Source organism: Paenibacillus sp. S28, from assembly GCF_016624415.1.
In the GTDB taxonomy this organism is placed as follows: domain Bacteria; phylum Bacillota; class Bacilli; order Paenibacillales; family Paenibacillaceae; genus Paenibacillus_AQ; species Paenibacillus_AQ favisporus.
The window spans coordinates 133575-153166 of the sequence record NZ_JACVTM010000008.1; the positions used below are offsets into that span (position 1 = coordinate 133575).

General features: G+C 54.9%; 16 protein-coding genes. 6 read left to right on the top strand and 10 right to left on the bottom strand.

The window, feature by feature from the left end; translation table 11 throughout:
- Nucleotides 1–8 precede the first annotated feature (8 nt).
- The 7 genes from IAE55_RS19975 to IAE55_RS20005 form a co-directional block, all read right to left on the bottom strand.
- Nucleotides 9–1091 (bottom strand): Gfo/Idh/MocA family protein, encoded by a 1083-nt coding sequence (locus tag IAE55_RS19975; protein WP_200633684.1) that lies wholly within the window; start codon nt 1089–1091, stop codon nt 9–11.
- Nucleotides 1088–1762, bottom strand: a complete 675-nt coding sequence (locus IAE55_RS19980) for a hypothetical protein (protein WP_308737735.1) — start codon at nt 1760–1762, stop codon at nt 1088–1090. Before IAE55_RS19980 ends, IAE55_RS19975 begins: the two co-directional genes overlap by 4 nt.
- Nucleotides 1763–1767: 5 nt before the next feature.
- A complete protein-coding gene (locus IAE55_RS19985; protein ID WP_105446235.1) occupies nt 1768–2712 on the bottom strand; it encodes a sugar phosphate isomerase/epimerase family protein in 945 nt (314 codons plus the stop codon).
- 9 nt (nt 2713–2721) lie between these two features.
- Nucleotides 2722–3588, bottom strand: coding sequence for a carbohydrate ABC transporter permease (locus tag IAE55_RS19990; protein WP_374954766.1), 867 nt, complete (start codon nt 3586–3588; stop codon nt 2722–2724).
- 24 nt (nt 3589–3612) lie between these two features.
- Nucleotides 3613–4518 (bottom strand): ABC transporter permease, encoded by a 906-nt coding sequence (locus IAE55_RS19995; protein ID WP_105446236.1) that lies wholly within the window; start codon nt 4516–4518, stop codon nt 3613–3615.
- Between the two features lie 22 nt (nt 4519–4540).
- Nucleotides 4541–6130 carry an extracellular solute-binding protein gene (locus IAE55_RS20000; protein ID WP_200633685.1) on the bottom strand — a complete coding sequence of 530 codons (1590 nt, stop codon included), beginning with the start codon at nt 6128–6130 and terminating at the stop codon, nt 4541–4543.
- A 206-nt stretch (nt 6131–6336) separates the two neighbouring features.
- Nucleotides 6337–8556, bottom strand: a complete 2220-nt coding sequence (locus tag IAE55_RS20005) for a helix-turn-helix domain-containing protein (protein WP_200633686.1) — start codon at nt 8554–8556, stop codon at nt 6337–6339.
- Between the two features lie 418 nt (nt 8557–8974).
- Between IAE55_RS20005 and IAE55_RS20010 the strand changes: the two genes are divergently transcribed.
- A complete protein-coding gene (locus tag IAE55_RS20010) occupies nt 8975–9673 on the top strand; it encodes a VIT1/CCC1 transporter family protein (protein WP_234489716.1) in 699 nt (232 codons plus the stop codon).
- A gap of 48 nt (nt 9674–9721) precedes the next feature.
- Here the strand turns inward: IAE55_RS20010 and IAE55_RS20015 are convergent, their stop codons facing one another.
- The 3 genes from IAE55_RS20015 to IAE55_RS20025 all read right to left on the bottom strand — a co-directional run bounded on the left by IAE55_RS20015 (nt 9722) and on the right by IAE55_RS20025 (nt 12521).
- Nucleotides 9722–10375 carry a hypothetical protein gene (locus IAE55_RS20015; RefSeq protein ID WP_200633687.1) on the bottom strand — a complete coding sequence of 218 codons (654 nt, stop codon included), beginning with the start codon at nt 10373–10375 and terminating at the stop codon, nt 9722–9724.
- Nucleotides 10376–10400: 25 nt separating this feature from the next.
- Nucleotides 10401–11105, bottom strand: a complete 705-nt coding sequence (locus IAE55_RS20020; protein WP_200633688.1) for a DUF1963 domain-containing protein — start codon at nt 11103–11105, stop codon at nt 10401–10403.
- Between the two features lie 234 nt (nt 11106–11339).
- Nucleotides 11340–12521, bottom strand: coding sequence for a DUF4272 domain-containing protein (locus IAE55_RS20025; protein WP_145156599.1), 1182 nt, complete (start codon nt 12519–12521; stop codon nt 11340–11342).
- 213 nt (nt 12522–12734) lie between these two features.
- Here IAE55_RS20025 and IAE55_RS20030 point away from each other — a divergent pair, with 213 nt between their 5' ends.
- From IAE55_RS20030 to IAE55_RS20050, 5 genes are all read left to right on the top strand, one after another.
- Nucleotides 12735–14519, top strand: a complete 1785-nt coding sequence (locus IAE55_RS20030) for a cache domain-containing sensor histidine kinase (RefSeq protein WP_200633689.1) — start codon at nt 12735–12737, stop codon at nt 14517–14519.
- Nucleotides 14491–16083 carry a response regulator gene (locus IAE55_RS20035; protein ID WP_200633690.1) on the top strand — a complete coding sequence of 531 codons (1593 nt, stop codon included), beginning with the start codon at nt 14491–14493 and terminating at the stop codon, nt 16081–16083. Before IAE55_RS20030 ends, IAE55_RS20035 begins: the two co-directional genes overlap by 29 nt.
- Before the next feature lie 372 nt (nt 16084–16455).
- Nucleotides 16456–17793, top strand: a complete 1338-nt coding sequence (locus tag IAE55_RS20040; protein WP_145156602.1) for an ABC transporter substrate-binding protein — start codon at nt 16456–16458, stop codon at nt 17791–17793.
- A gap of 30 nt (nt 17794–17823) precedes the next feature.
- On the top strand, nt 17824–18759 hold the full coding sequence (locus IAE55_RS20045) for a carbohydrate ABC transporter permease (protein WP_145156603.1): 936 nt from the start codon (nt 17824–17826) through the stop codon (nt 18757–18759).
- Nucleotides 18760–18761: 2 nt separating this feature from the next.
- Nucleotides 18762–19592: a carbohydrate ABC transporter permease gene (locus tag IAE55_RS20050; RefSeq protein WP_145157474.1), complete on the top strand. Its 831-nt coding sequence runs from the start codon at nt 18762–18764 to the stop codon at nt 19590–19592.

Below are 19592 nucleotides of genomic sequence, written 5' to 3' on the forward strand. Positions count from 1 at the left end.
CTGCCGGGTCAATCGAAATAGACGGCTTTTCCGGTCCGGTTCGATTCGTAGAGAGCTTCGATAATTTCGGATACGACGCAAGCCTGCTCCGGACGAACCACGGGCTGCGTGTCGTTTATGACGGCTTCGATCCAAAGTCGAATTTCCTTGTCGTGCATGCTTTCCTTCCGGCCCTCGAAGAAGTCCGCACCCTTGACGTTGAATTGAATGTCGTTCGCGTACAGCCGCCCGTACTTCTCACCGTTAATGCGCAGCGTTTCCTTCACGTCGGCTCCGCCTTCCGTTCCACACAGCGTGTAGATCGCTTCCCGCGTATCGAGCATGTTCAGCGCCCAGCTGGATTCCAGCATGACCGTCGCGCCGTTTTTCATCACGATCATGCCGAAGGCCGAGTCCTCGACCGTGAACTTGTCCGGGTCCCAGGCGCCGCCTGCATTCGCTGCCTGCTTGCGCTGCGACAGCTTGTGATAGGCGGTGCCCAGCACGACACGCGGCTCGTAATTGTTCATGAGCCACAGCGTCAGATCGAGCGCATGCGTACCGATGTCGATAAGCGGCCCGCCGCCCTGCTTGTCCTTGTCGAGGAAGACGCCCCAGGTCGGTACGCCCCGTCTGCGGAGCGCATGCGCTTTGGCAAAGTAAATTTCGCCAAGCTCGCCATTCTCGCACATTTGCTTCATGAACAGGCTGTCGGGACGGAATCGGTTGTTGTAGCCGATCGTCAGCTTTTTGCCCGTCCGTTGTGCGGTCTCCGCCATGCGTCTGGCATCGGCCGCCGTCTTTGCCATCGGCTTTTCGCACATGACATGCTTGCCTGCTTCCAGCGCAGCGATGGATACCTCGGCATGGGCGTCGTTCGGTGTGCAGACATGGACGACGTCGATGGACGGATCGGCCAGCAGCTCACGGTAGTCCGCGTAAACTGTCGCATCGGCGGCTCCGAATTTTTCTTTAGCCTGCACCGCCCGTTCTTGTACGATATCGCAGAAGGCGACCAGCTCGACCTGCTCCAGTTTACTGAGCGAAGGCAGATGCTTGCCATTGGCGATCGAGCCGCAGCCTATAATCCCAACCTTAACTTGATCCGTCATTCGTTGTTCCCTCCTAGAAGCTCTTTGATCTCGGCGAGTCTATCCTTAATCCGCAAGGGTACTTCCGCGTGCAGCTCCGGCCAGGTGACATACAGGGACGGATCGATCCGGTATTCCGTAAACGTCATGGCCGGCTTGAAGCGGCGTGTCTTCAAATACCGTTCCACCAGGCGGTCCGTCTCATCATCGGTCGTGTAGACACCGTCGAACGGGCCGGTGATGAGCAGCCCGCGCCGGCCGGCGGTTTCGTCCGTGCTGGTCATCAGATCCGGCAGCAGATAGAACATTTCGGGCTGCGGCAGGAAGGCATGCTTGCCGGGCTGGGAATACAGCTTGACATGGGTGCCGTCAACGAGATTGCTGCGATCATGGAGCAGTCCTTTGAAATGTCTGCCATGGAAGCTGGCGTCGCAGTCTACGACTTCACCGTCACGACCAACGTAGACCCACACATGCTCGAGCTCGTACAGATGCTGGATATCGTAATCCCAGTAAATCGCGTATTCGATGATGGCTTTGACCTTGGGATCGTTAAAGTCGAACGTTCTCCGCGTCGAAGGAGACGGACCGGCTTGCTCCAGCACGGTAATGCCGACGCGGACGGGAAAGAACGGCTCATTGTCGTCAAAGTAAATATACGGGGCGTATTTTGCAATCCATTCGTAGTTCATAAGGTTCATCCTTTCATTGAAGCGATTTTGGATGTGATCAAGGCGTGACTTTTGTCGATTTCTTCGGGCAGGCATTGCGATTTCAGCTCATAAACTTTGATTGGCGAACGATCGATGATTTCCAGAAAATGATCGAAGAATACATCATCCTTGCTGTGAACGTAAGGGCACCAATGATCCGAGAGCCCGATCGTCTCATGGATGTGGACGCCTACGATATAAGGGCTGACCGCTGGCAAATCCTTCAGGTTGTCGTACAGCCCCATCCGGTCCATCATCATGGCGTGCCCGATGTCATACCACAGACCGACCGGGCTGCCTTTCAGACCGGCGATAAGCTCGCCCGCTTCCCGGAGCGTCGGAATCTGGTTGCAGCGGGCCCGGGTTTCGATGCCGACGGCGACGCGGTAGCCCTTCCGGGCGATATAATCGCTGATCTCCTCCAGGCTGCGCCGGATCCGTTTCAGATAAGCCGGAGCTTCAGCTTCCCGCCGCTTGGCCATCTGCTCCCACAGATCGCGATACTCCATGGATTCCGGGCCGTTATCACGGTAAATTCGCTTCAGCTGAGCGTCGACGTTAACCGGAAACGGTACCTCGCCGGGATGGACGACGACCGCACCTGCCCCGTAACGGACGGCGTATTCGACGGACTGCTCCAGCAGCTCCACCGCGCGTCTGCGTTTCGATTCGTCCTCGTAGCCGAGCATGACGGAATCCGTATCGTATTCCTTGTCGTCGACAAAAGGAAACGCGTGATGCACGCTGGAGATGCGGATCTCGCCGCGCTCAATCATCGGTTCAATTGTTGCGAGATGCCCCTGCGTCACGTTATAATTCAGCTCGACGCTGCCGAATCCGAGTCCTTTGATTTCTTCGATCATGGCTCGTCCGTCTTTGTGATTTTTGATGTTCCAACAGGTTGAGTATGAATAATCGCCTTTGTCCATCTCCGTTACCTACTCCTTTATGGATCCCAGCATGACGCCTGAGATAAAATATTTCTGCAGCCACGGATAGACGATCAGAATCGGTACCGTGGCGAACATGATGCTCGCCGCCTTGATGCTCTCCGGCATGATCGACACCAGCTGGTCGCCCTGCATCGACAGCGGGTCGTTGGTCATGCTGTTTACGATGACTTGGTACAGTTTCAACTGGATCGGATACAGCTTCGGATTGGTAATATACATAAGCGCATCCATGAAGCCGTTCCACCGTCCTACCGCGTAGAACAAGCTGAGAGTAGCGATCGCCGGCATCGACAGCGGCAGCACGATTCGCGTCAGCGTGCGCATCGGACTGCATCCGTCTATCTCGGCCGCTTCGGATAAGCCTGGCGGAAGCGACCGGATGAATGAAATGAGGATGAGAAGAAAAAATGGGTTGATCAGGGCCGGCAAAATCAGCGAGCCGATATGATTGGTCAGGTGGAGTCCCCGGATCAGCAGGTAATCGGGGATCGTGCCGCCGCTGAAGAACATCGTAAACAGGATAAGGAACATGAAGACGGATCTTCCTTTCAGCCGCTTGGAAAGCGGATAGGCCGCCGCGATCGTCATCAGCATGGCCAGGAAGGTATAGCCTGCCGTCAGGAGCACCGTCAGCCCGAGCGACTTCAGCATGGAATTGTCCTGGAACACCTTCCGGTAAGCCTCCAAATTGATGCCTCTGGGAAGCACACTCACTTCGCCCGAAAGAATCGCCCGGTTGGAGCTGAGCGACATGGAAGCGATATGCAGCAGGGGAGCCAGGCACAAGATAACCATCACGATAATCAAAATGACGTTGATATACTCAAAAGGCGTTCTTCTTCGGGCCATCATCCGCCCGCCGTTATCTGCCATCATTTACAGCACTCCGTTATCGGTTATTTTTTTGGCGATCGCGTTCGCCATAAGCAGCAATACGATCCCGACGACAGCCTGGAACAGACCGACGGCGGTCGCAATCGAATACTGAGCCGTCTGTATCCCTGTCTTGTAGACGAAAGTGCTGATGACCTCGGAGAAATCGCGGACGCTGACATTGCCGAGTACGTAAGGCCGGTCAAAGCCGATCTGGACGATTTCACCGATCTTCAGAATGAGCAGCATGACGATCGTCGGCCGGATGCCCGGAAGCGTCACCGACCACATGCGGCGCAGCCTTCCCGCTCCGTCGACGGAGGCAGCTTCGTACAGTTCGGAATTAACGCCCGTTATGGCGGCCAGGTAGATGATCGTTCCCCAGCCCGCGCTTTGCCAGACGCCGACGGCCAAATAAGTAACGAGCCAGGCGTACTTGTCTGTCAGGAACGGAACCGGATCGATGCCGAACCGGCCGAGCAGCAGATTGACGATGCCCGTTTTCGTAGCAAATACCTGGAACATGATGCCTCCGATAATAACCCAGGACAGAAAGTGGGGTAAGTACAGAACCGTCTGTGCAAATTTCTTGAACCGCCGTTCGGCCAGCTCGTTCAGCATAAGCGCGAGCACGATCGGGGCGGGGAAGGAGACGAGCAGATCGAGCAGGTTGAGCATGAACGTATTTCTAAGCGCTTCATAGAAGCCGCTCATCCCGAACACTTCCCGGAACACGTCCAGTCCGACCCATTCGCTGCCCGTCACCCCTTTGAACAGATTGTAGTCCTGGAAGGCGATCAGAATACCGTACATCGGGCCGTACTTAAAGACCAGGAAGAAGGCGAGGGGCAAAATCAACAGAGCGTACAGCTGCCAGTTACGATAGAGATAGAGTCTTAAGCTTTTCATTTCGGCACCCTCCCGTCCTGCATTATTTTTTCATGGCTGCGTAGGCTTCGGTCCGTTCCTGCTTGATGGTGTCGCCTCCGCTTGCCATATAGTCCTTAAGCAGATCGTCGTAAGTCTTATCGAAATCGCCCGGTTTGGTCATGATGCTTTTGACGATAAGTTCGTCGTACTTATCCTGCAGCGTAGGGATGTACTTGTTTTCAGCCTCGATCGGCGACGTGAAGTTCGCATAACGGATCGTATCCGTCATCGACATTTTGTAGGCGTCCACGACATAATCCCGGAATTCCTTAGGTACCGCCGCTGCCGCTGCCGCCCAATTCTTCTCGTCGCTGCCGAAATCCTGGCCCTGCGTAATCATGGCGATATCGTTGGCATTGAACATCCGTTTGCTCGTTTCTTCCGATTCGATGCGGTACGGCACGCCGTCCGTCAGCGTGTAATCCTCGCCTTCGATTCCGTTCATGATCGTATTCAGCACGTCCGGCTGCGCCATCCAGTCCAAGTATTTGATCGCCTCCACGCCGCGTTTACTCGCTGCGGGCACCATGAGGAAGAAGCCGGTCGGATCGTATTCGGGTTTGAGATGCTTGCCCGCGTTGTTTGTGTATGGATCGGTCGGAACCAGCTTGGCGCCGGGAACGTTCTGCGTCAGTACTTTGGCGATGCCCGGGGTCGCATTGAAGCTATTTCCTAGATTGTCGCTGTACATGCCGACTTTGCCGGTCATGACGTCTTGGAATACCTGCTTCTCGTCCTTGTCGAGGGAGAAATCAGGGCTCATCAGTCCCTCGTTGTACAGCTTGTTCAAGAACCGGACCGCTTCCTTGTGCCCGGGGAGAAGGAGAGGGTAGCCAAGGCTCTCCGACAGTGTATAGCGCTGCTCATCCGTCAGACCGTCCTCAATGAAGGACCAGACGATCGGTTCGATGGAAGCGGGAGTCAGCGAGAAACCGAGAGGAATGACGCTGCCACCCGTCTGCCCGGGATCTTTCTCCTTAAAGGCTTTCAAGGTCTGGTAGACTTCTTCCGTCGTCTTCGGCATCGGAAGCCCCAGCTTGTCCAGCCAGTCTTGGCGGATGAGGTTTTCGTATTTGCCGGTGTTCACGCGCCTTCCTGGAATCGAATATTGGACGCCGTCCACTTTGCCGCTGTCCAGGGCGGGACCTAAATATTTTTTCAGGTTCGGCCCGTACTGCTCGATCAGGTCGTCCAGTGGCAGCAGCCCTCCGTCTTTGGCATATCCATAGGCGGTGAGGGGGCTTGTGTTGGCGAATACGATATCCGGGGCATCGCCGCTCGACATCATCACATTGACTTTGTCGCTGGCGTCGGTGCGCGGAATCGGTACGAATTCGACCTTAATGTTATTCGGGTCGCCGAAGTTTTTCTGGACGTAATCGGTCCAATAATTTTCGGTTGCCGTATAACCTGCTGGCGCATTGCCCCTGTCAAAAATACCAACCTTGAGCGTGACCTGTTCCGTCTTCCCGCTATGATCTGAAGCCGTTGCGGAAGAGCTCCCTTCTTTGTTTCCCCCTTGCGAACAGCCTGCCAGCATCCCGGCGATCAGCGCCACAGCCAGCGTGAAACGCAATCCTTTCCCTCTCATAAGACACCTCGCTATTTTTTTTGGCCTGCAGCTTAAGTTATAGCGCTGCGCAATAGAACGGGCAATTTACACGTTTCAGCGGAGTAAACAAAAAAGCAGATTTGCGCATCTGCCTGGATTTTTGTATAGGACATACCTTTTTCTGGGGGTATACGAAAGGTCGGACTGTCTTCGGAAAATGAGACCTGCGGGAGCTTTCAGCATCTTCATACCTCCTCCGGTATGCGGGACGGCTGCATCAGCTTTCGGTAGTCCCCGGGCGACACGCCAACCGTTTTCTTAAACACCCTGCCGAAGGAAATCGCATGCTCGTAACCGACCTGTCTGGAAATGTCGCCGATCGTCAGCTCCGTCTCACGAAGTAGCTTCTGTGCCCGCTCAACGCGCAGCCCAATCAGGAAATCGACGAATTTGACGCCGAACTGCTCCTTGAACAGCTGGCTCGCGTATTTTCCGTTCATGCCGAATCGGTCGCTAATAAGATTCAGGGACAGCTCGGGGTTCGCAAAATGGTCTTCGATATATTTTTTGACCTCGTAGATCACAGGGTTGGTGCTGTTTTTATCCAGGATCGCAGCGTACTGATCGTACAGCTCCCCGATCAGCGACTCGTACAACTCGCGGATTTCCGCAACCGACCCTGTTTCCCGAAGCGCCCCGGCCATGCTGGAGTAGGAAACAGCATGCCAGAGCTCCTGAAGGGCCGGCGGCAGTTCCTCGATAAGCCTTGCGAACCGGTGGGTCAGATCGTTCAGAAGCAGCCGCAGTTCTTCCTCTTTCAGCAAGCGCTCTTCCAAATGGCCGAAAATCCGGTCAAGGTCGCTCCGCCATGCCGGCGCAGGCAGCCTGAAATGATGAATCAAATTTTCCGCCCATTTATAGTAATCCGTGTCGACTCGGTTTTCTCTGTTTTTTATTTCCGAATAGACGATCACCCGGTTATTCCCGGCCGTCATTTTGTACTGCAGGGCGGCAAGTGCTTCCCGGAAGGAGGTCTTGGCTTCTGGGAGGCCGTCAACGACCGAGCCGATTCCGATCGTGACCGAGAAGGGGAACGCGTCCTGCACCCAACTGCGCAAGCCGTCCATTAAAGCGTCCGGGCCGATCGTACCGGAGATGCTGTCCGTTCCGGCGTTAACCAGCAGGGCTAAGCGGCCGCCGGCAATCCAATCCGAGCCGGCAACCATAGCCGCGAGCTCGGGGCGCTTGCCGAGCTCCGTTTCCAACCGGTGCTTGGCTTCAAGAAGCTGCTGGCGGTCTCCGCGCATCAGGGGAACGTATTTGTCGATTTCCACGATCGCGACGGTGATGCCGCCGCCCTTCTCCGGCATCCGGAACAGCCGGGCATAATCCTCCCATTCACTCGCGGTGAAAGCCGTGTCTTCCTCCTGCAGCTCATAGAAAAAGCGTTTGCGGCGCATGATCGCGTTTTCTGCCTCCTGACGGTCGATCAGATTCATGCGGCCAAGCATGTTGTCAAAGACCTGCTCAATAATCGAAAATTCGTCGCTGGCATTTGGCTTCGTTTCATGCCGATAGTCAGATATACGGCGCACGATATTTTCGATAGGACGGTAATTCCTCCGGGTGACGAACATAATGTAAGCGAGGATGGCAAGGAGGGAAGGAATCAGGATGGACAGCGGTGCGAGCGAACGGACCGCGGCTTGTCCGAACAGATCCGGGGTAACCGGTCCGCTTGCGTATTTTAGCCCGATGTAATCCGATTCCAGATAAGTCGTCGGCTTCGTTTTCTGCGCGGCGGGTTCAGTCGAGAAGACCGTGCTGCCCTGAACGTCGGCGATGTCTAAGAAGGAGCGCTGTCCGCTGCCCGCGCTGCCGGCCATGGACAGCAGCTTGTCCACCTTTACGTTCAGCACGATGATGCCTTCGTTGCCGCGGGAATTTTTTACAATCGAAATGACCCGCTCCGGCGGATCGATTAAAGGAAACTCGCTGTAGAGCCGAATCGGTGACCAGCGGTTTTGTGTTGCCTTTGGCACGCTCTGGATAAAGGTCTTGTCCGTAAAGTCGTCAATTGGCGCGGCATAGCCGCCCGTCAGTACGAGCCCGTCCTTGTATCGGTAAAAATATACCGATTGGATAAGCAGGTTGCTGCGCATTTTGGCAATTTCGTTAGAAGCTTTGTAATTGACGAGACCGGAAGCGTTTGCGCTCCCGTTAAAGAAATCGTTAATAGCATCGTTGTTGACGGTCTGGCCGGCAAGCATCAGCTCGATATTTTTGAGTCTGGTCGTCATGCCATCCACCACTTGTTCCACATAAGTGCGGCTCTCCTTTTCGGTTTCTTTGCTCACGTTGCCGTATGCCACGGAAAAAACGATCGCGATGACGATCGTTCCGGAAATGAATAAGATGGAGAGATTCGACAGCAGAAACCGTTTATACCAAGTCCGATTGTCCATACTATTCCCGCTCCTTTCAGGTAGCCTTGGATCTGAGATGCCTCTGTTTTCCCATCTTACTCCCGGTATGTTATCGCAGTGTTGCCTGCATCGGATGGAAATTCCATCCGATATGCTGGGCGCATACAGGGGGTTGCCGGGAAGCAATAGAGGAGGGATACGTTCCGGGTTGTTGGTGGAGCGGAGTGGCGGTGGATGAGAACCTTGCACAGTAACTGAAGATCAAAAACTCCTGTCCAACAAAAGTGTAGTGCATTTGAAGATGTTGATTGGGTTTTGTGTGCGGGAAGGGAGACGATGATATCTTCCCAATGGAGCACAGACCGCTCAGGCTCGCTCAAGCTCGCTCAGGTATATTTTTACCGAAACCACCCATATTAAGGGAATCAAGCGCAGAAGCTGCTCGCAGGGTGGGGGAATGATGACTGTGGAAAGGCATGAGGAAAAGCATTTTAACGCACCTGATTTGATCAGGGATATTGTGATCGGAATGTCGGACGGTTTAACGGTTCCGTTTGCCCTTGCCGCCGGCTTGTCCGGGACCGTACCGAATACGAGCCTGGTCGTTGTGGCGGGGATGGCTGAAATCGCTGCGGGTGCTATCGCGATGGGGCTCGGCGGATATCTTGCCGCCCGGACGGACCGGGAGCATTATGCATCCGAACTCGTGCGGGAGCAGGAGGAAATCAGGGAAATACCGGATCAGGAAAGGGAGGAAGTGGCCGATATCCTGAGAGAGTGGCATTTTCCCGAAGAAATTGTGGAATCGGCGGTGGATGCCATCTGCCAGGACTCGGACCGATGGGTTCAATTTATGATGAAATATGAGCTCGGGCTCGAAGAACCCGAGCCTAAGAGGGCGCGCAACAGCTCGCTCACGATCGGACTGTCCTACATTATAGGGGGTGTAATTCCGCTGTCCCCTTACATGCTGATCAGGCAGTCGGGCACAGCTTTATCTGTTTCGGTGATCGTCACGCTGATTGCCTTATTCGTGTTTGGCTACGTTAAAGGAAGGTTCACCGGTACCCGTCCGTTCCGTAGTGCCTGGCAAACAACCATTGTAGGCGGAGCGGCCGCCGGAATCGCATTTTTCATTGCAAGACTCATATCTTGAGGGTTAACACTCAATGACTGTTTTCAGCGGATGAATCCGGGATGTTCTCTAGTAAAACGACAAATACTTCATCACATTCTCCGCCTTCTCCTCGCCCAGCAGCTGCACCAGCTTCGGCCTGACTTCCTCCACAAAGGCAGCCTCGATTTCAAACGTTTCTTCGTTGGTTACGTTCCCCTCCATTTTAAAAGCAACTTCGATCAAGAGGGCCAAGGCCGAAAAAAAGTCGGCCAGCGAGTCTGCAAGCGGGAATGCTCCGGATCCATCGATCCGCCCGTAAACCGGGGATGCCGGCGAAGCGGTGTCGACGATCAGCGGGTCGTCGTTGTAATTGGCAATGACCACATGCTCCGGAGGCCACGAAGGGGATGCTTGATACGGCTCCCCCGTTCCCAGCCAACGGTATCCCAGCTGCTGGCGAAACAAATGCTCCGGCTTCGGAAAGAAAAGAACGGCCGCATCTCCGATTTCCACGGCGGCGCTTTTCATTCCGAGCGATGTTTTATTATCAGCACCACTTCTTATTTCATACCTGGTGTAAAAATGCTGCAGTTCCGGCGAAAGCGGAATACGTATATCCACGCTGGGGTCACAGAACTCCGCCAACGGGCGGATGTCCTGCTCTTTGAAAAGTCCATATGCCTCGTTATATTGATCCTGCCATTTTAGAAAAGATGCCATGGCTTGGTCGAGCATGTCCATCAAGTTTCACCTCCTCATAAATCCCTTAATAAAAATCAAAATAACCGCGCCAGGTGCCGTTTTTTTTATGCTTGGCAAAATAAAAATTGCCGTCATCCACGATGTTGAGCCCGGCTTTGGCGTCTGAGGCGATTTGGAGGACAAAAGCGTATCCATCTCCAAAGTCGATGCCAGGCTGGGTGAAGGCGGCATATCCGCCAAGCTTGTGGACACGATATATTTCCCCGGCAATATCCTCGAAATAATTCAGCCCTTCCAGCTCTTCCAGTCGGAGAATCTCTTGTCTGTACGCTTCGGGTATATCATCGCTGTCCCATTGCGGGGAGTCATCTTGACAAGGCTCTGGGAACAGCGGGAAAGGTTTGATCGACATAAAGGCAGGCCCGAAGTCTTTCAAGACCAATTTCCCGGTATCGCTGTACTCTCGGATGCACATATATCCGCTCATATCATCGTGATCGAGGACGTTAGGTGACAAAAATATGGTCAGCAGTTCGGTTTCCTTCAGTTCGTCCGGAACATAGGGCAGCGCGGGCAGATATAGCTGAAGGATGGGAGCCATCGCCTCTCCGTCCACATCGACGGGCAGTTCCTCATCGGGCAATGCCAGGTTGACTTGTCCGATCCAGCACTGCTCCACCGAGGGGCTAGGCCTGCTTCCACCTGTTTGAAAAAGGGTCGCCGTGCGCTGCAGGGCACTTTGAAGCTCTACGATCCGTTCGTTACTCATACTTGCATCCTCCTTTAAGTGCCCATGCTCAGGTCACCTCAGCGTCCATCTGAAAAAACGAAGATCATCCATATATCATCATGTATGTACACGAAGCATCTTTGTCGCTTCTTTATAAACCCTCCTCGAGCAAGCCGTTGTTCGATCCCCTCTGCTTAACGCTCGGCAAATATGCCGTTGTTCGGATCCCGCTGCTTACCCTCTCGGAAAGTAGTAACCCATATTCCTTTCACCTTACGTATCCGTCCGCACGTCGTCCCATTCCTGGCCCATGTATCCGGTCAGCCAGTTTAAGGCACGGTGACGCTCATACACAACGCCTGCGTTCAGGCCGCCGGGAGCCGGCTGTCCTTGAATCCGGCTGTCGACGCAGAGCCAGTCGTAGCGGTAGATCAAATCGGCAGCGTCGAGAATTTCCATACTGCTCCGCAGCCGTGAGCCCGCTAAAAAGGCATCAAACGAATCATACTGCTGCAGCTTGGAGACAGCTTCGGGGACATCGCAAATATCTGTCGGGCTCCCCAAGGCGTCCACATGGCCCAAGGCCCACAGCAGCACCCAAAAGCCTTCATACCGCCAGGAGAACGGGACCGCTTCGGATTCATCCGCATGGCCGTTTTGGATAAACGCCTTCTCCTCGGGGGAAAAGAACCCGTCCGCCCTGTACTGGGCCGTAATTCTCGAGATCAGCTCCCGGGTATCCTCGGGGCTTTCGCCCGCACCGATGCATTCGCCCTTGACGGCGGTAATGCAGAGGGCGACGGCGCGCTGCGCGGTTTCCGTAAGCGTCCGGATTCGTCCCGCGGCTTCATCGCCGAGCCGTCCGGGCATCGGCGGCATCTTCTGGAAGCCTTGCGCCGACAGAACCGCTTCGGACCGCGCTTTGCGCTCCGTACCGGAAGCTGTCTCCGGCTCCTCGCCATGGAGGAAGCTCGTATGGGCGGTGACGGTGTAATCGTCCACTTCCGAGCGGCCGTCCGTACCCAGCAGAAGCCGTCCTTCCGGGTTCAGCAGCTGCCCGCCGCCCCAGAACATCAGCCCGTCCAGCGGCCGGATAATCGACAGCAGCCGGGTGAACAAGGATTCCGAAATGTCATCCTCCGTTTCGACGCCGATGACCATATTGAGCGTGCTGATCTTGATCAGCAGCTTTTGCTGCAACGGCTCGTTCTCCGCCGGGATCTGGGCAAAAAATTGCTCCATGCCGCTGCGCATGCTTGCAAACTCATCCGGGTGCGTTTTGCTGGTCATGATGTTAAAAGCGGTAGCCTTTCGGCGAAGCCAGCCCTTGCTGACGATTTCAATCCGGGTTTTGCTCTCATTGACGCTCATTTTTCCATTCGGGTCGATCGCCTTCATCAGGTCCACGATCTGATCCAGATCAAAGGTTGAGCTGTACAGCGCACAATTCTTCACATCGATTCTCCTCCCACATGTAAAAAAACAACCAGTAACAGTGTGCAAAAAGCACACATCAACCATTTTATACCGAATCCGTGCGTGACTTCCAGGCCGAAACTGATCTGCAGTAATGTCCTCGAAAACCTCCCACCTGCGGCTTGAAAAATGTACACCTGACGTGCCTGCGGTCTGTGCTAATATAGGGGGAAGAGGAGGGACCTGACATTCATGCTCAGATGGAAACAGCTAACGCAAAGCCTTTTCTTTAAATTTTCGGCATCCTTTATCCTCGTGGGACTTGTGCCGTTATCCCTGCTCAGCTACTATGCCGTGCAGTCGTTCACGTCGCATGTGGAGCGTTATACGACCAACAACCTTCGGCAGATGGTGCTCTACATGAGCTACAACGTCAACTCGGCGCTGACCAAATACGACGACATTTCCAAGCTGATGTACACCGGCCGGTATGACGGTTACGTCGAAGGATCGGACGAGAACCAGACCCGCAAGGTCAACGAACTGGAGCAGATCAATTCGGTCCCGATCGAAAGCTTTCTTAAAACGATTTTGTACAGCGATCCCTTTATCCGCAACGTGTATTTTGTCAGGTCCTCGGACATGAAGCTGTATTACCAGCTCCGGACGAATGCGGTGCTGATTCCGGAAGCGCTGCCATTACAAGACTGGCTCAGCGCCATGAAGGAGCGGCCGCGGAACATCGCCTATTTCGCTGCGCATGACGAGACCTATTTGGCCCGTTCGGACAAACAAGTCGTCACGATCGGGCGAAACCTGATCGATATCTCGCTGCCGCTTGAGAAGGAGCCGCATGTGGTCGGAACGCTGTTTTTTGACGTGAGCACGGACATGTTCAACCAATTCTTTTCCGAAATGAAATTAAACGGGAAGGACGAGCTGTATGTGCTGGACGGACAGGGGCGCGTCTATTTTGGTCATAGGAATAACGCCGGGAAGACCCTCACGGTATCAGATCCATCCGACGGTCAGATGCTGGCTCTAAGTGAACCGATTCCGGCTCTGCAGGGCCGCATCGTGACCCGCCTGTCCAAAGAGGAGCTGTACCGTCAGCTCGCGACGACCCGCACGGCGGTGTATATCGCGATCGTGATTTGCGCGGTGGTATTGATCGTGATGGGCGTCTGGTTCTCGCGGCGGCTGGCGGCGCCGATCCGCCAGGTGATTCAGAAGATGGTCACCGTGGAATCGGGAAATCTGGACACGCATGTTGAAGTCCGGAGCCAGGATGAAATCGGCCGCCTGGGCCATGGCTTTAACCGGATGGTCGAGCGGCTGCAGGCTTTTATCGACGAAGCCTATGTCGCCGAGATCAAGCAGAAGCAGACCGAACTGAATGCGCTCAAAAGCCAGATCCGCCCGCACTATTTATATAACACGCTGGAGGTGATCCGGATGAATGCCGTGCACAGCGACGTGCCGGAGGTCGGCGACATGATTCTGTCGCTGTCCAACCAGCTCAAGTACGTCATCGATTACGGTGAGGAATGGGTAACGCTGCAGCAGGAGCTCGATCATCTCCGGGACTATTTTTACATTATCGAAGTCCGGTTTGAGAACCGTTACGAGCTGCGGACACACATTGCGGACGATGTGCGCCTGTCATGGGGCGTGCCAAAGCTCTCCCTGCAGCCGCTTGTAGAAAATGCCGTCCAGCACGGCCTGCGGCCGCAGGGCAAAGGAACAGTCGGTATTTCCATCCGCAAACAGGAGGAACGCTTGGCCATCGTCATTGTCGATGACGGGGTTGGAATGGGAAAAGAGGAGGTCGAGCGGATCACGGCCAGGCTTGCTGAGGGGGGCGCACCGTCCGGACACGTCGGGATGAAAAACGTCCTGGAGCGTATCCGGTCGCTGTGCGGTCCGGAATTCGGGCTGTCGGTGACCAGCCGGCCCCATATCGGCACATCCGTAACGATCGAACTGCCTATCAAGGAGGTGCATGACGATGATTCGGGTTCTGCTCGCGGACGATGAGCCGATGATCCTCAAGGGACTGCGGAAATTGATCGACTGGAATGCGATTGGCTTTGACATTATCGGAAATGCCTGCGACGGCCGGGAGTTAATCGAGCTCATGGAAGCTCTGCAGCCCGACGTGATCATCAGCGATATCAGCATGCCGCACTTTACCGGTATCGATATGATCCGCCGCATCCATGAAGAAGGGCTGCCGATCAAGGTGATCTTTATCAGCGCCTTCCAGGAATTTACCTACGCGCGGGATGCGGTGGCTTACGGGGCGCTCGATTACTTGGTGAAACCGATCATCAAGCAGCAGCTCGAATCGGTGCTCTGCAAGGCGGCATCCCTCATCAACGAGCATCAGGAGGAAGCGATCCGCAAAGGAAAGCTGCAGCAGCTTGAGCACAAAATCCGTCAGGGCGAGCTGGAGTCGTGGCTGGCGCAGCTGATGGAGGGAACGCTCAAGCCCGGTTCCGCGCCTTACCGACACCTTGTGGGCGAGCTGCCAGGCCCGTTGTACAGCACCGGGGTGGTCTTGGCCGAGCAGCTTCCAGGTGACAGCGATAAGTGGAATGACAGGGAGACGAAGCTCGTGGAGTTTGCCGTCGGCAACATTTTGCAGGAAGTCGTCCGCCGGTCGGGATCAGGCCATGTATTTGTCCGATCTGGCCGGTTTCGTTACGTCGCCTGCCATGAGGGTCCCGAGGGAGCGTTAGAGCTGGCACAGGACGTGCAGCGCAGCATCCGGACCTATCTGAAGCTGAGCGTGACGATCGGGACCAGTCCGGCGGCGGCCGATTTCGGAAGCCTTCCGGAGGCTTGCCGGCAGGCGGAGCAGGCGCTTGGCCTGAAATATTTTGACGGACCGAACCGGGTTTATACCTACCGGGCCATGGACAACAAGCCGAAGCAGGATGAGCTGTACCGGCGTCAGCTGGCGGTGGTGAACGGCTTTACGGACGACAATTGGGAAGCGGTTGCAGAAGGGGTGGACCGCTTGCTCTCCTACATCTGCGTCAGCGCATACGGGAGCCGGTCGCTGGCGGTATCGACGGCGTTTTCGTCCGTCCTTTTGCTGGCGCAGGAATTGGGGAAATCAGGCCTATCTCTGCCTGAAGCCAGCCTGGATGCGCATGATGTTCAGCGGAGGCTGGAGCAGTGCGGCTCGTTCGCCGATCTACGGCGCGACATAACGGATACGGTCGAGAGGTTGTTCCGGATGGCCGGGGCGGAATCCGGCAATAAGGACAAAGCGCTGCTTGCCAAGGTGAAGCAGTATATTGAAGAGCACTATCCGGAGGAAATCACGCTGGAGTCGGCGGCCGGCATTACGTTCATGAATCCAAGCTACTTCAGCTTTTTTTTCAAAAAGCAGACCGGGATCAATTTCAAGCAGTACGTGACCGGCATCCGGATGAAACACGCGGTGCGACTGCTCCTGCACACCGATCTGATGGTGTATGAAATTGCCGAGGCCGTGGGGTATAACAACGCACGCCATTTCAGCGACATTTTCCGCAAAACGTACGGAAGCCTCCCGAACGATTACCGTCAGGACAAGAAAAGAAAAGCTTGACCGAAAGCTGCCCAAGTCATCCATCTACACCCTGCCATAGGATGCAGACCACCCTCCGGCCAGCCGGTTTTAAACGCCATCAGGCGTTTTTTTTCTGCATTATAGAATTTATAATTTTTGGGGGTCCCCGCAAAATATTTGGAATATGCACCGAAGTATAGGCACTACTTTGTGGGGATATTTCTTCAGGAAGTACTCGAAAATGCCTCACCTCGAACTCGAAAAAGTTCATTCTAGCGGCTTACGCATTTTGATAACCTAAGACCAAGGATCGGGCCGGACTCGCGCAGCGCAGTTATCCGGGCGGCATGGAACCCTACGATCCGCACGATTCGAACCGTACCATTCACAAAAAGGGAGGCAACACATCAGATGGCTCACAAATCCAAATTTCACATGCTCAGCCTGCTGCTGGCGCTCGTGCTCGTTCTGTCCGCATGCGGTAATGGCGGCACGGAATCAGACGCATCCGTAACAAGCGGAGAAGGCGCTTCGGACGGAGGAGGCCAGGCGGCGAAAACCTCGTTTACGATCGGCTATGCCACCGGCGACCCGGCATCCAAGCAAGCGATATCCGACGCAATTAAGGCGTTTACTGAAGCCAATCCGAACGTCGAAATCAAGGACGTCAGCGAAGGGACGACTTCATCTTATCTCGACTGGCTGAAGACGAAGGACGCGGTCGGCGAATTTCCAGATCTGGTGGAAATGCGCGATACTGAGGTTTTTCTGAAGGCCGGCAAAATCGTGGAGCTCCCGTCCGACCTGCACGATCTGTTCAGCACGCTGCCGGAAGTCGACGGCAAGGTGTATAACGCTCCGCTGACGCTGAACGCTCCGCAGGGCATTATTTACAGCAAGCAGGCGTACGAGAAGGCCGGCATTACCGAAGAGCCGAAGACGTACGATGAGTTTCTGGCCGACCAGGAGAAGCTGAAGGCGAGCGGCATCACCCCGATCGTCGTCGGCGGCAAGGATATTTTCCATATGGGCTTCTGGCTGAACAAGTTTCTGATCGATGATGTGTATGCCAAGGACCCGGATTGGAACTCCAAGCGCACGGCCAAACAGGTGAGCTTTACTGACGCCAACGTGGTTCAGGCGATGACAGACTATAAGGAGCTGTTCTCCAAATATGTGGACAAGGGCTGGCTGAGCACCGCCGACAACCAGACCGCATCCATCCTGGTGGCAGGCAAAGCCGCGCAGCTGTTCTCCGGTCCATGGATGTTCACGCAAATCCAGCAGGCGGATCCGAACTTTGCATTCGGCTTCTACGCGCTGCCGGACCGGGAAGGCAAACGCAATGTTATCGGTCTGCCGTCCCCGGCCGGCTGGACCTTGTCCGCCGATGCGGCCAAAGATCAGGCAAAAGTGGACGCCATGAAATCGTTTATCCGGTTTTTCTTCTCCAAAGAGCAGTACGCGAAGTATCTGTCCACGGTTAACGGCATTCCATCCACCAAGGAACCTGTGGAATACCAGGCGACCGAGCAGATGCAAACCGTTCTTGACCTGATGAAAGACGAATCGGTGACCAAATCGCTGGCGATCAACAACTGGTGGGGAGAGAATCAGATCCCGCCGCAATTCCGCAACTGGTATTACAAGCTGATGCAGGAAATGGTTCTGAAGAACGGCGACGTCGCGGAATATATGAAGAAGGCGGACGCCGAGTACGATACGGAAGTCGCGGCCAACAAGCAGTAAGGAGCATCTCAAGCAAAGGAGGATCCCAGCATGGCAATGCCTTATCCCGACAGCCATAACCAGATTCAGACCATGCCGATTCCGAAGAAAAAGCGAAAGGTGCAGCTCTACGCACTGCTGTTTATTCTGCCGTCGCTCATCTTGTATACGCTCTTCGTGATCGTGCCGACGGCAAGCAGCGTCTATCTCAGCTTTACCTCCTGGGATGGCGTGAGCAGCGACGTTCACTACATCGGATTTGCCAACTTCGTGGAGATCTGGCACAGCGATCGGGTGCACAATGCGCTGAAGAACACACTGATTCTGACGGTGTCGCTCGTCGTCCTCGAGAACGTGGCCGCCCTGCTGCTGGCGGTGCTGGTGGATCAGGTGCGCTGGTTCCGCAATCTGTTCCGCAGCATCTTTTATTTTCCCGTCCTGATGAGCGGGGTGGTCATGGGTTTTATCTGGACGATCATACTGAATTACAATTTCGGCGTCTTCAATCAAATATTGGATACAATCGGGCTGTCCTCGCTTATGGTCGATTGGCTGGGAAGTCCGAAATACGCGATGGTATCGATCATTTTGTCCACAGTCTGGAAATCGGCAGGCTATTATATGATCATTTACCTCGCAGGCCTGCAGAGCATCTCCGCCGATCTGACCGAAGCAGCTTCCATGGACGGGGCGAACCGGTGGCAGCAGTTCCGGCACGTGACGTTTCCGCTGCTCGCCGGTTCGATGACCGTATGCTCGGTATTGTCCATGATCAGCTCGCTAAAAATTTTCGACCAAATCGCGGTGATGACCGACGGCGGGCCCGGATTTGCTACCGAAACGCTGACCTACATCATTTATAAAGTCGGATTCGGCGAAATGCGGCAGGGATTCGGAACCGCCATGGCGATGGTGCTGTTCTTGCTGATCCTGGTTATTACGGTCATTCAGGTGAAGGTTTTGCGGAAAAGGGAGGTGCAGCTGTAATGATGGACCAACGGCGCAAATGGAACGACATGCTTATGTTTATCGTAACCTTGATTCTGGCCGTCATCTTCTTCTTTCCGATTTTCTTTAACCTCATGTCCGCCTTCAAGAGCAATCCGGAAATTATGCGGGACGCCATCGCCTTTCCGAAGTCGCTTTATTTGGAGAGCTTCAAGTACCTGCTGACCGAAACGGACTACCCGAAGGCGATGATCAACAGCGTTCTGCTGACCGTGCTCTCCATCTTGTTCATGGTGCTGATTATCCCGATGGCGGGGTATGCGATCGAGCGCCATAACAAGCGCTGGACGGGTTTCGTGTTCGTCTTCTACCTTGCCGGGATGATGATTCCGTTCCAGGCGTACATGATTCCGCTCTTTAAGGAACTGAAAATGCTCGGCATGTACGGCAACCTGATCGGGCCAATCGCTATTTATGTATCCGGCTCGGTGGGCTTCGGCTGCCTGCTGTACACCAGCTTCCTCAAAGGGGTTCCGCGCGAAATTGAGGAGTCGGCCGCCATCGACGGGTGTTCCCGATACGGCATCTTCTGGCGTATCGTTTTCCCGCTGCTCGGTCCGTGTACCGCAAGCATGGTCGTGCTGCAGGGGCTGGGGATCTGGAACGACTTCCTGATGCCGATGCTGGTGCTGCCTTCCGGGCAGCCGAAGACGATGATCGTGGAAATTTTTTATTACGTCGGCGAGTTTTCGTCGCGCTGGGATATGATTTTTGCCGGGACGACGATGTCGATCGTGCCGGTGCTGATCGTGTTTGTTTTCCTGCAAAAGTACTTTGTGAAGGGCCTCGCGTCCGGCGCAATCAAGGGGTGA

Coding starts and splice junctions, on each gene's coding strand:
- IAE55_RS20050 (WP_145157474.1), top strand. CDS start 18,762: ATGGACCAACGGCGCAAATGGAACGACATGCTTATGTTTATCGTAACC.
- IAE55_RS20000 (WP_200633685.1), bottom strand. CDS start 6,130: ATGAGAGGGAAAGGATTGCGTTTCACGCTGGCTGTGGCGCTGATCGCC.
- IAE55_RS19995 (WP_105446236.1), bottom strand. CDS start 4,518: ATGAAAAGCTTAAGACTCTATCTCTATCGTAACTGGCAGCTGTACGCT.
- IAE55_RS20040 (WP_145156602.1), top strand. CDS start 16,456: ATGGCTCACAAATCCAAATTTCACATGCTCAGCCTGCTGCTGGCGCTC.
- IAE55_RS20045 (WP_145156603.1), top strand. CDS start 17,824: ATGGCAATGCCTTATCCCGACAGCCATAACCAGATTCAGACCATGCCG.
- IAE55_RS20010 (WP_234489716.1), top strand. CDS start 8,975: ATGATGACTGTGGAAAGGCATGAGGAAAAGCATTTTAACGCACCTGAT.
- IAE55_RS20020 (WP_200633688.1), bottom strand. CDS start 11,105: ATGAGTAACGAACGGATCGTAGAGCTTCAAAGTGCCCTGCAGCGCACG.
- IAE55_RS19990 (WP_374954766.1), bottom strand. CDS start 3,588: ATGATGGCCCGAAGAAGAACGCCTTTTGAGTATATCAACGTCATTTTG.
- IAE55_RS20030 (WP_200633689.1), top strand. CDS start 12,735: ATGCTCAGATGGAAACAGCTAACGCAAAGCCTTTTCTTTAAATTTTCG.
- IAE55_RS19985 (WP_105446235.1), bottom strand. CDS start 2,712: ATGGACAAAGGCGATTATTCATACTCAACCTGTTGGAACATCAAAAAT.
- IAE55_RS19980 (WP_308737735.1), bottom strand. CDS start 1,762: ATGAACTACGAATGGATTGCAAAATACGCCCCGTATATTTACTTTGAC.
- IAE55_RS19975 (WP_200633684.1), bottom strand. CDS start 1,091: ATGACGGATCAAGTTAAGGTTGGGATTATAGGCTGCGGCTCGATCGCC.
- IAE55_RS20015 (WP_200633687.1), bottom strand. CDS start 10,375: ATGGACATGCTCGACCAAGCCATGGCATCTTTTCTAAAATGGCAGGAT.
- IAE55_RS20005 (WP_200633686.1), bottom strand. CDS start 8,556: ATGGACAATCGGACTTGGTATAAACGGTTTCTGCTGTCGAATCTCTCC.
- IAE55_RS20035 (WP_200633690.1), top strand. CDS start 14,491: ATGATTCGGGTTCTGCTCGCGGACGATGAGCCGATGATCCTCAAGGGA.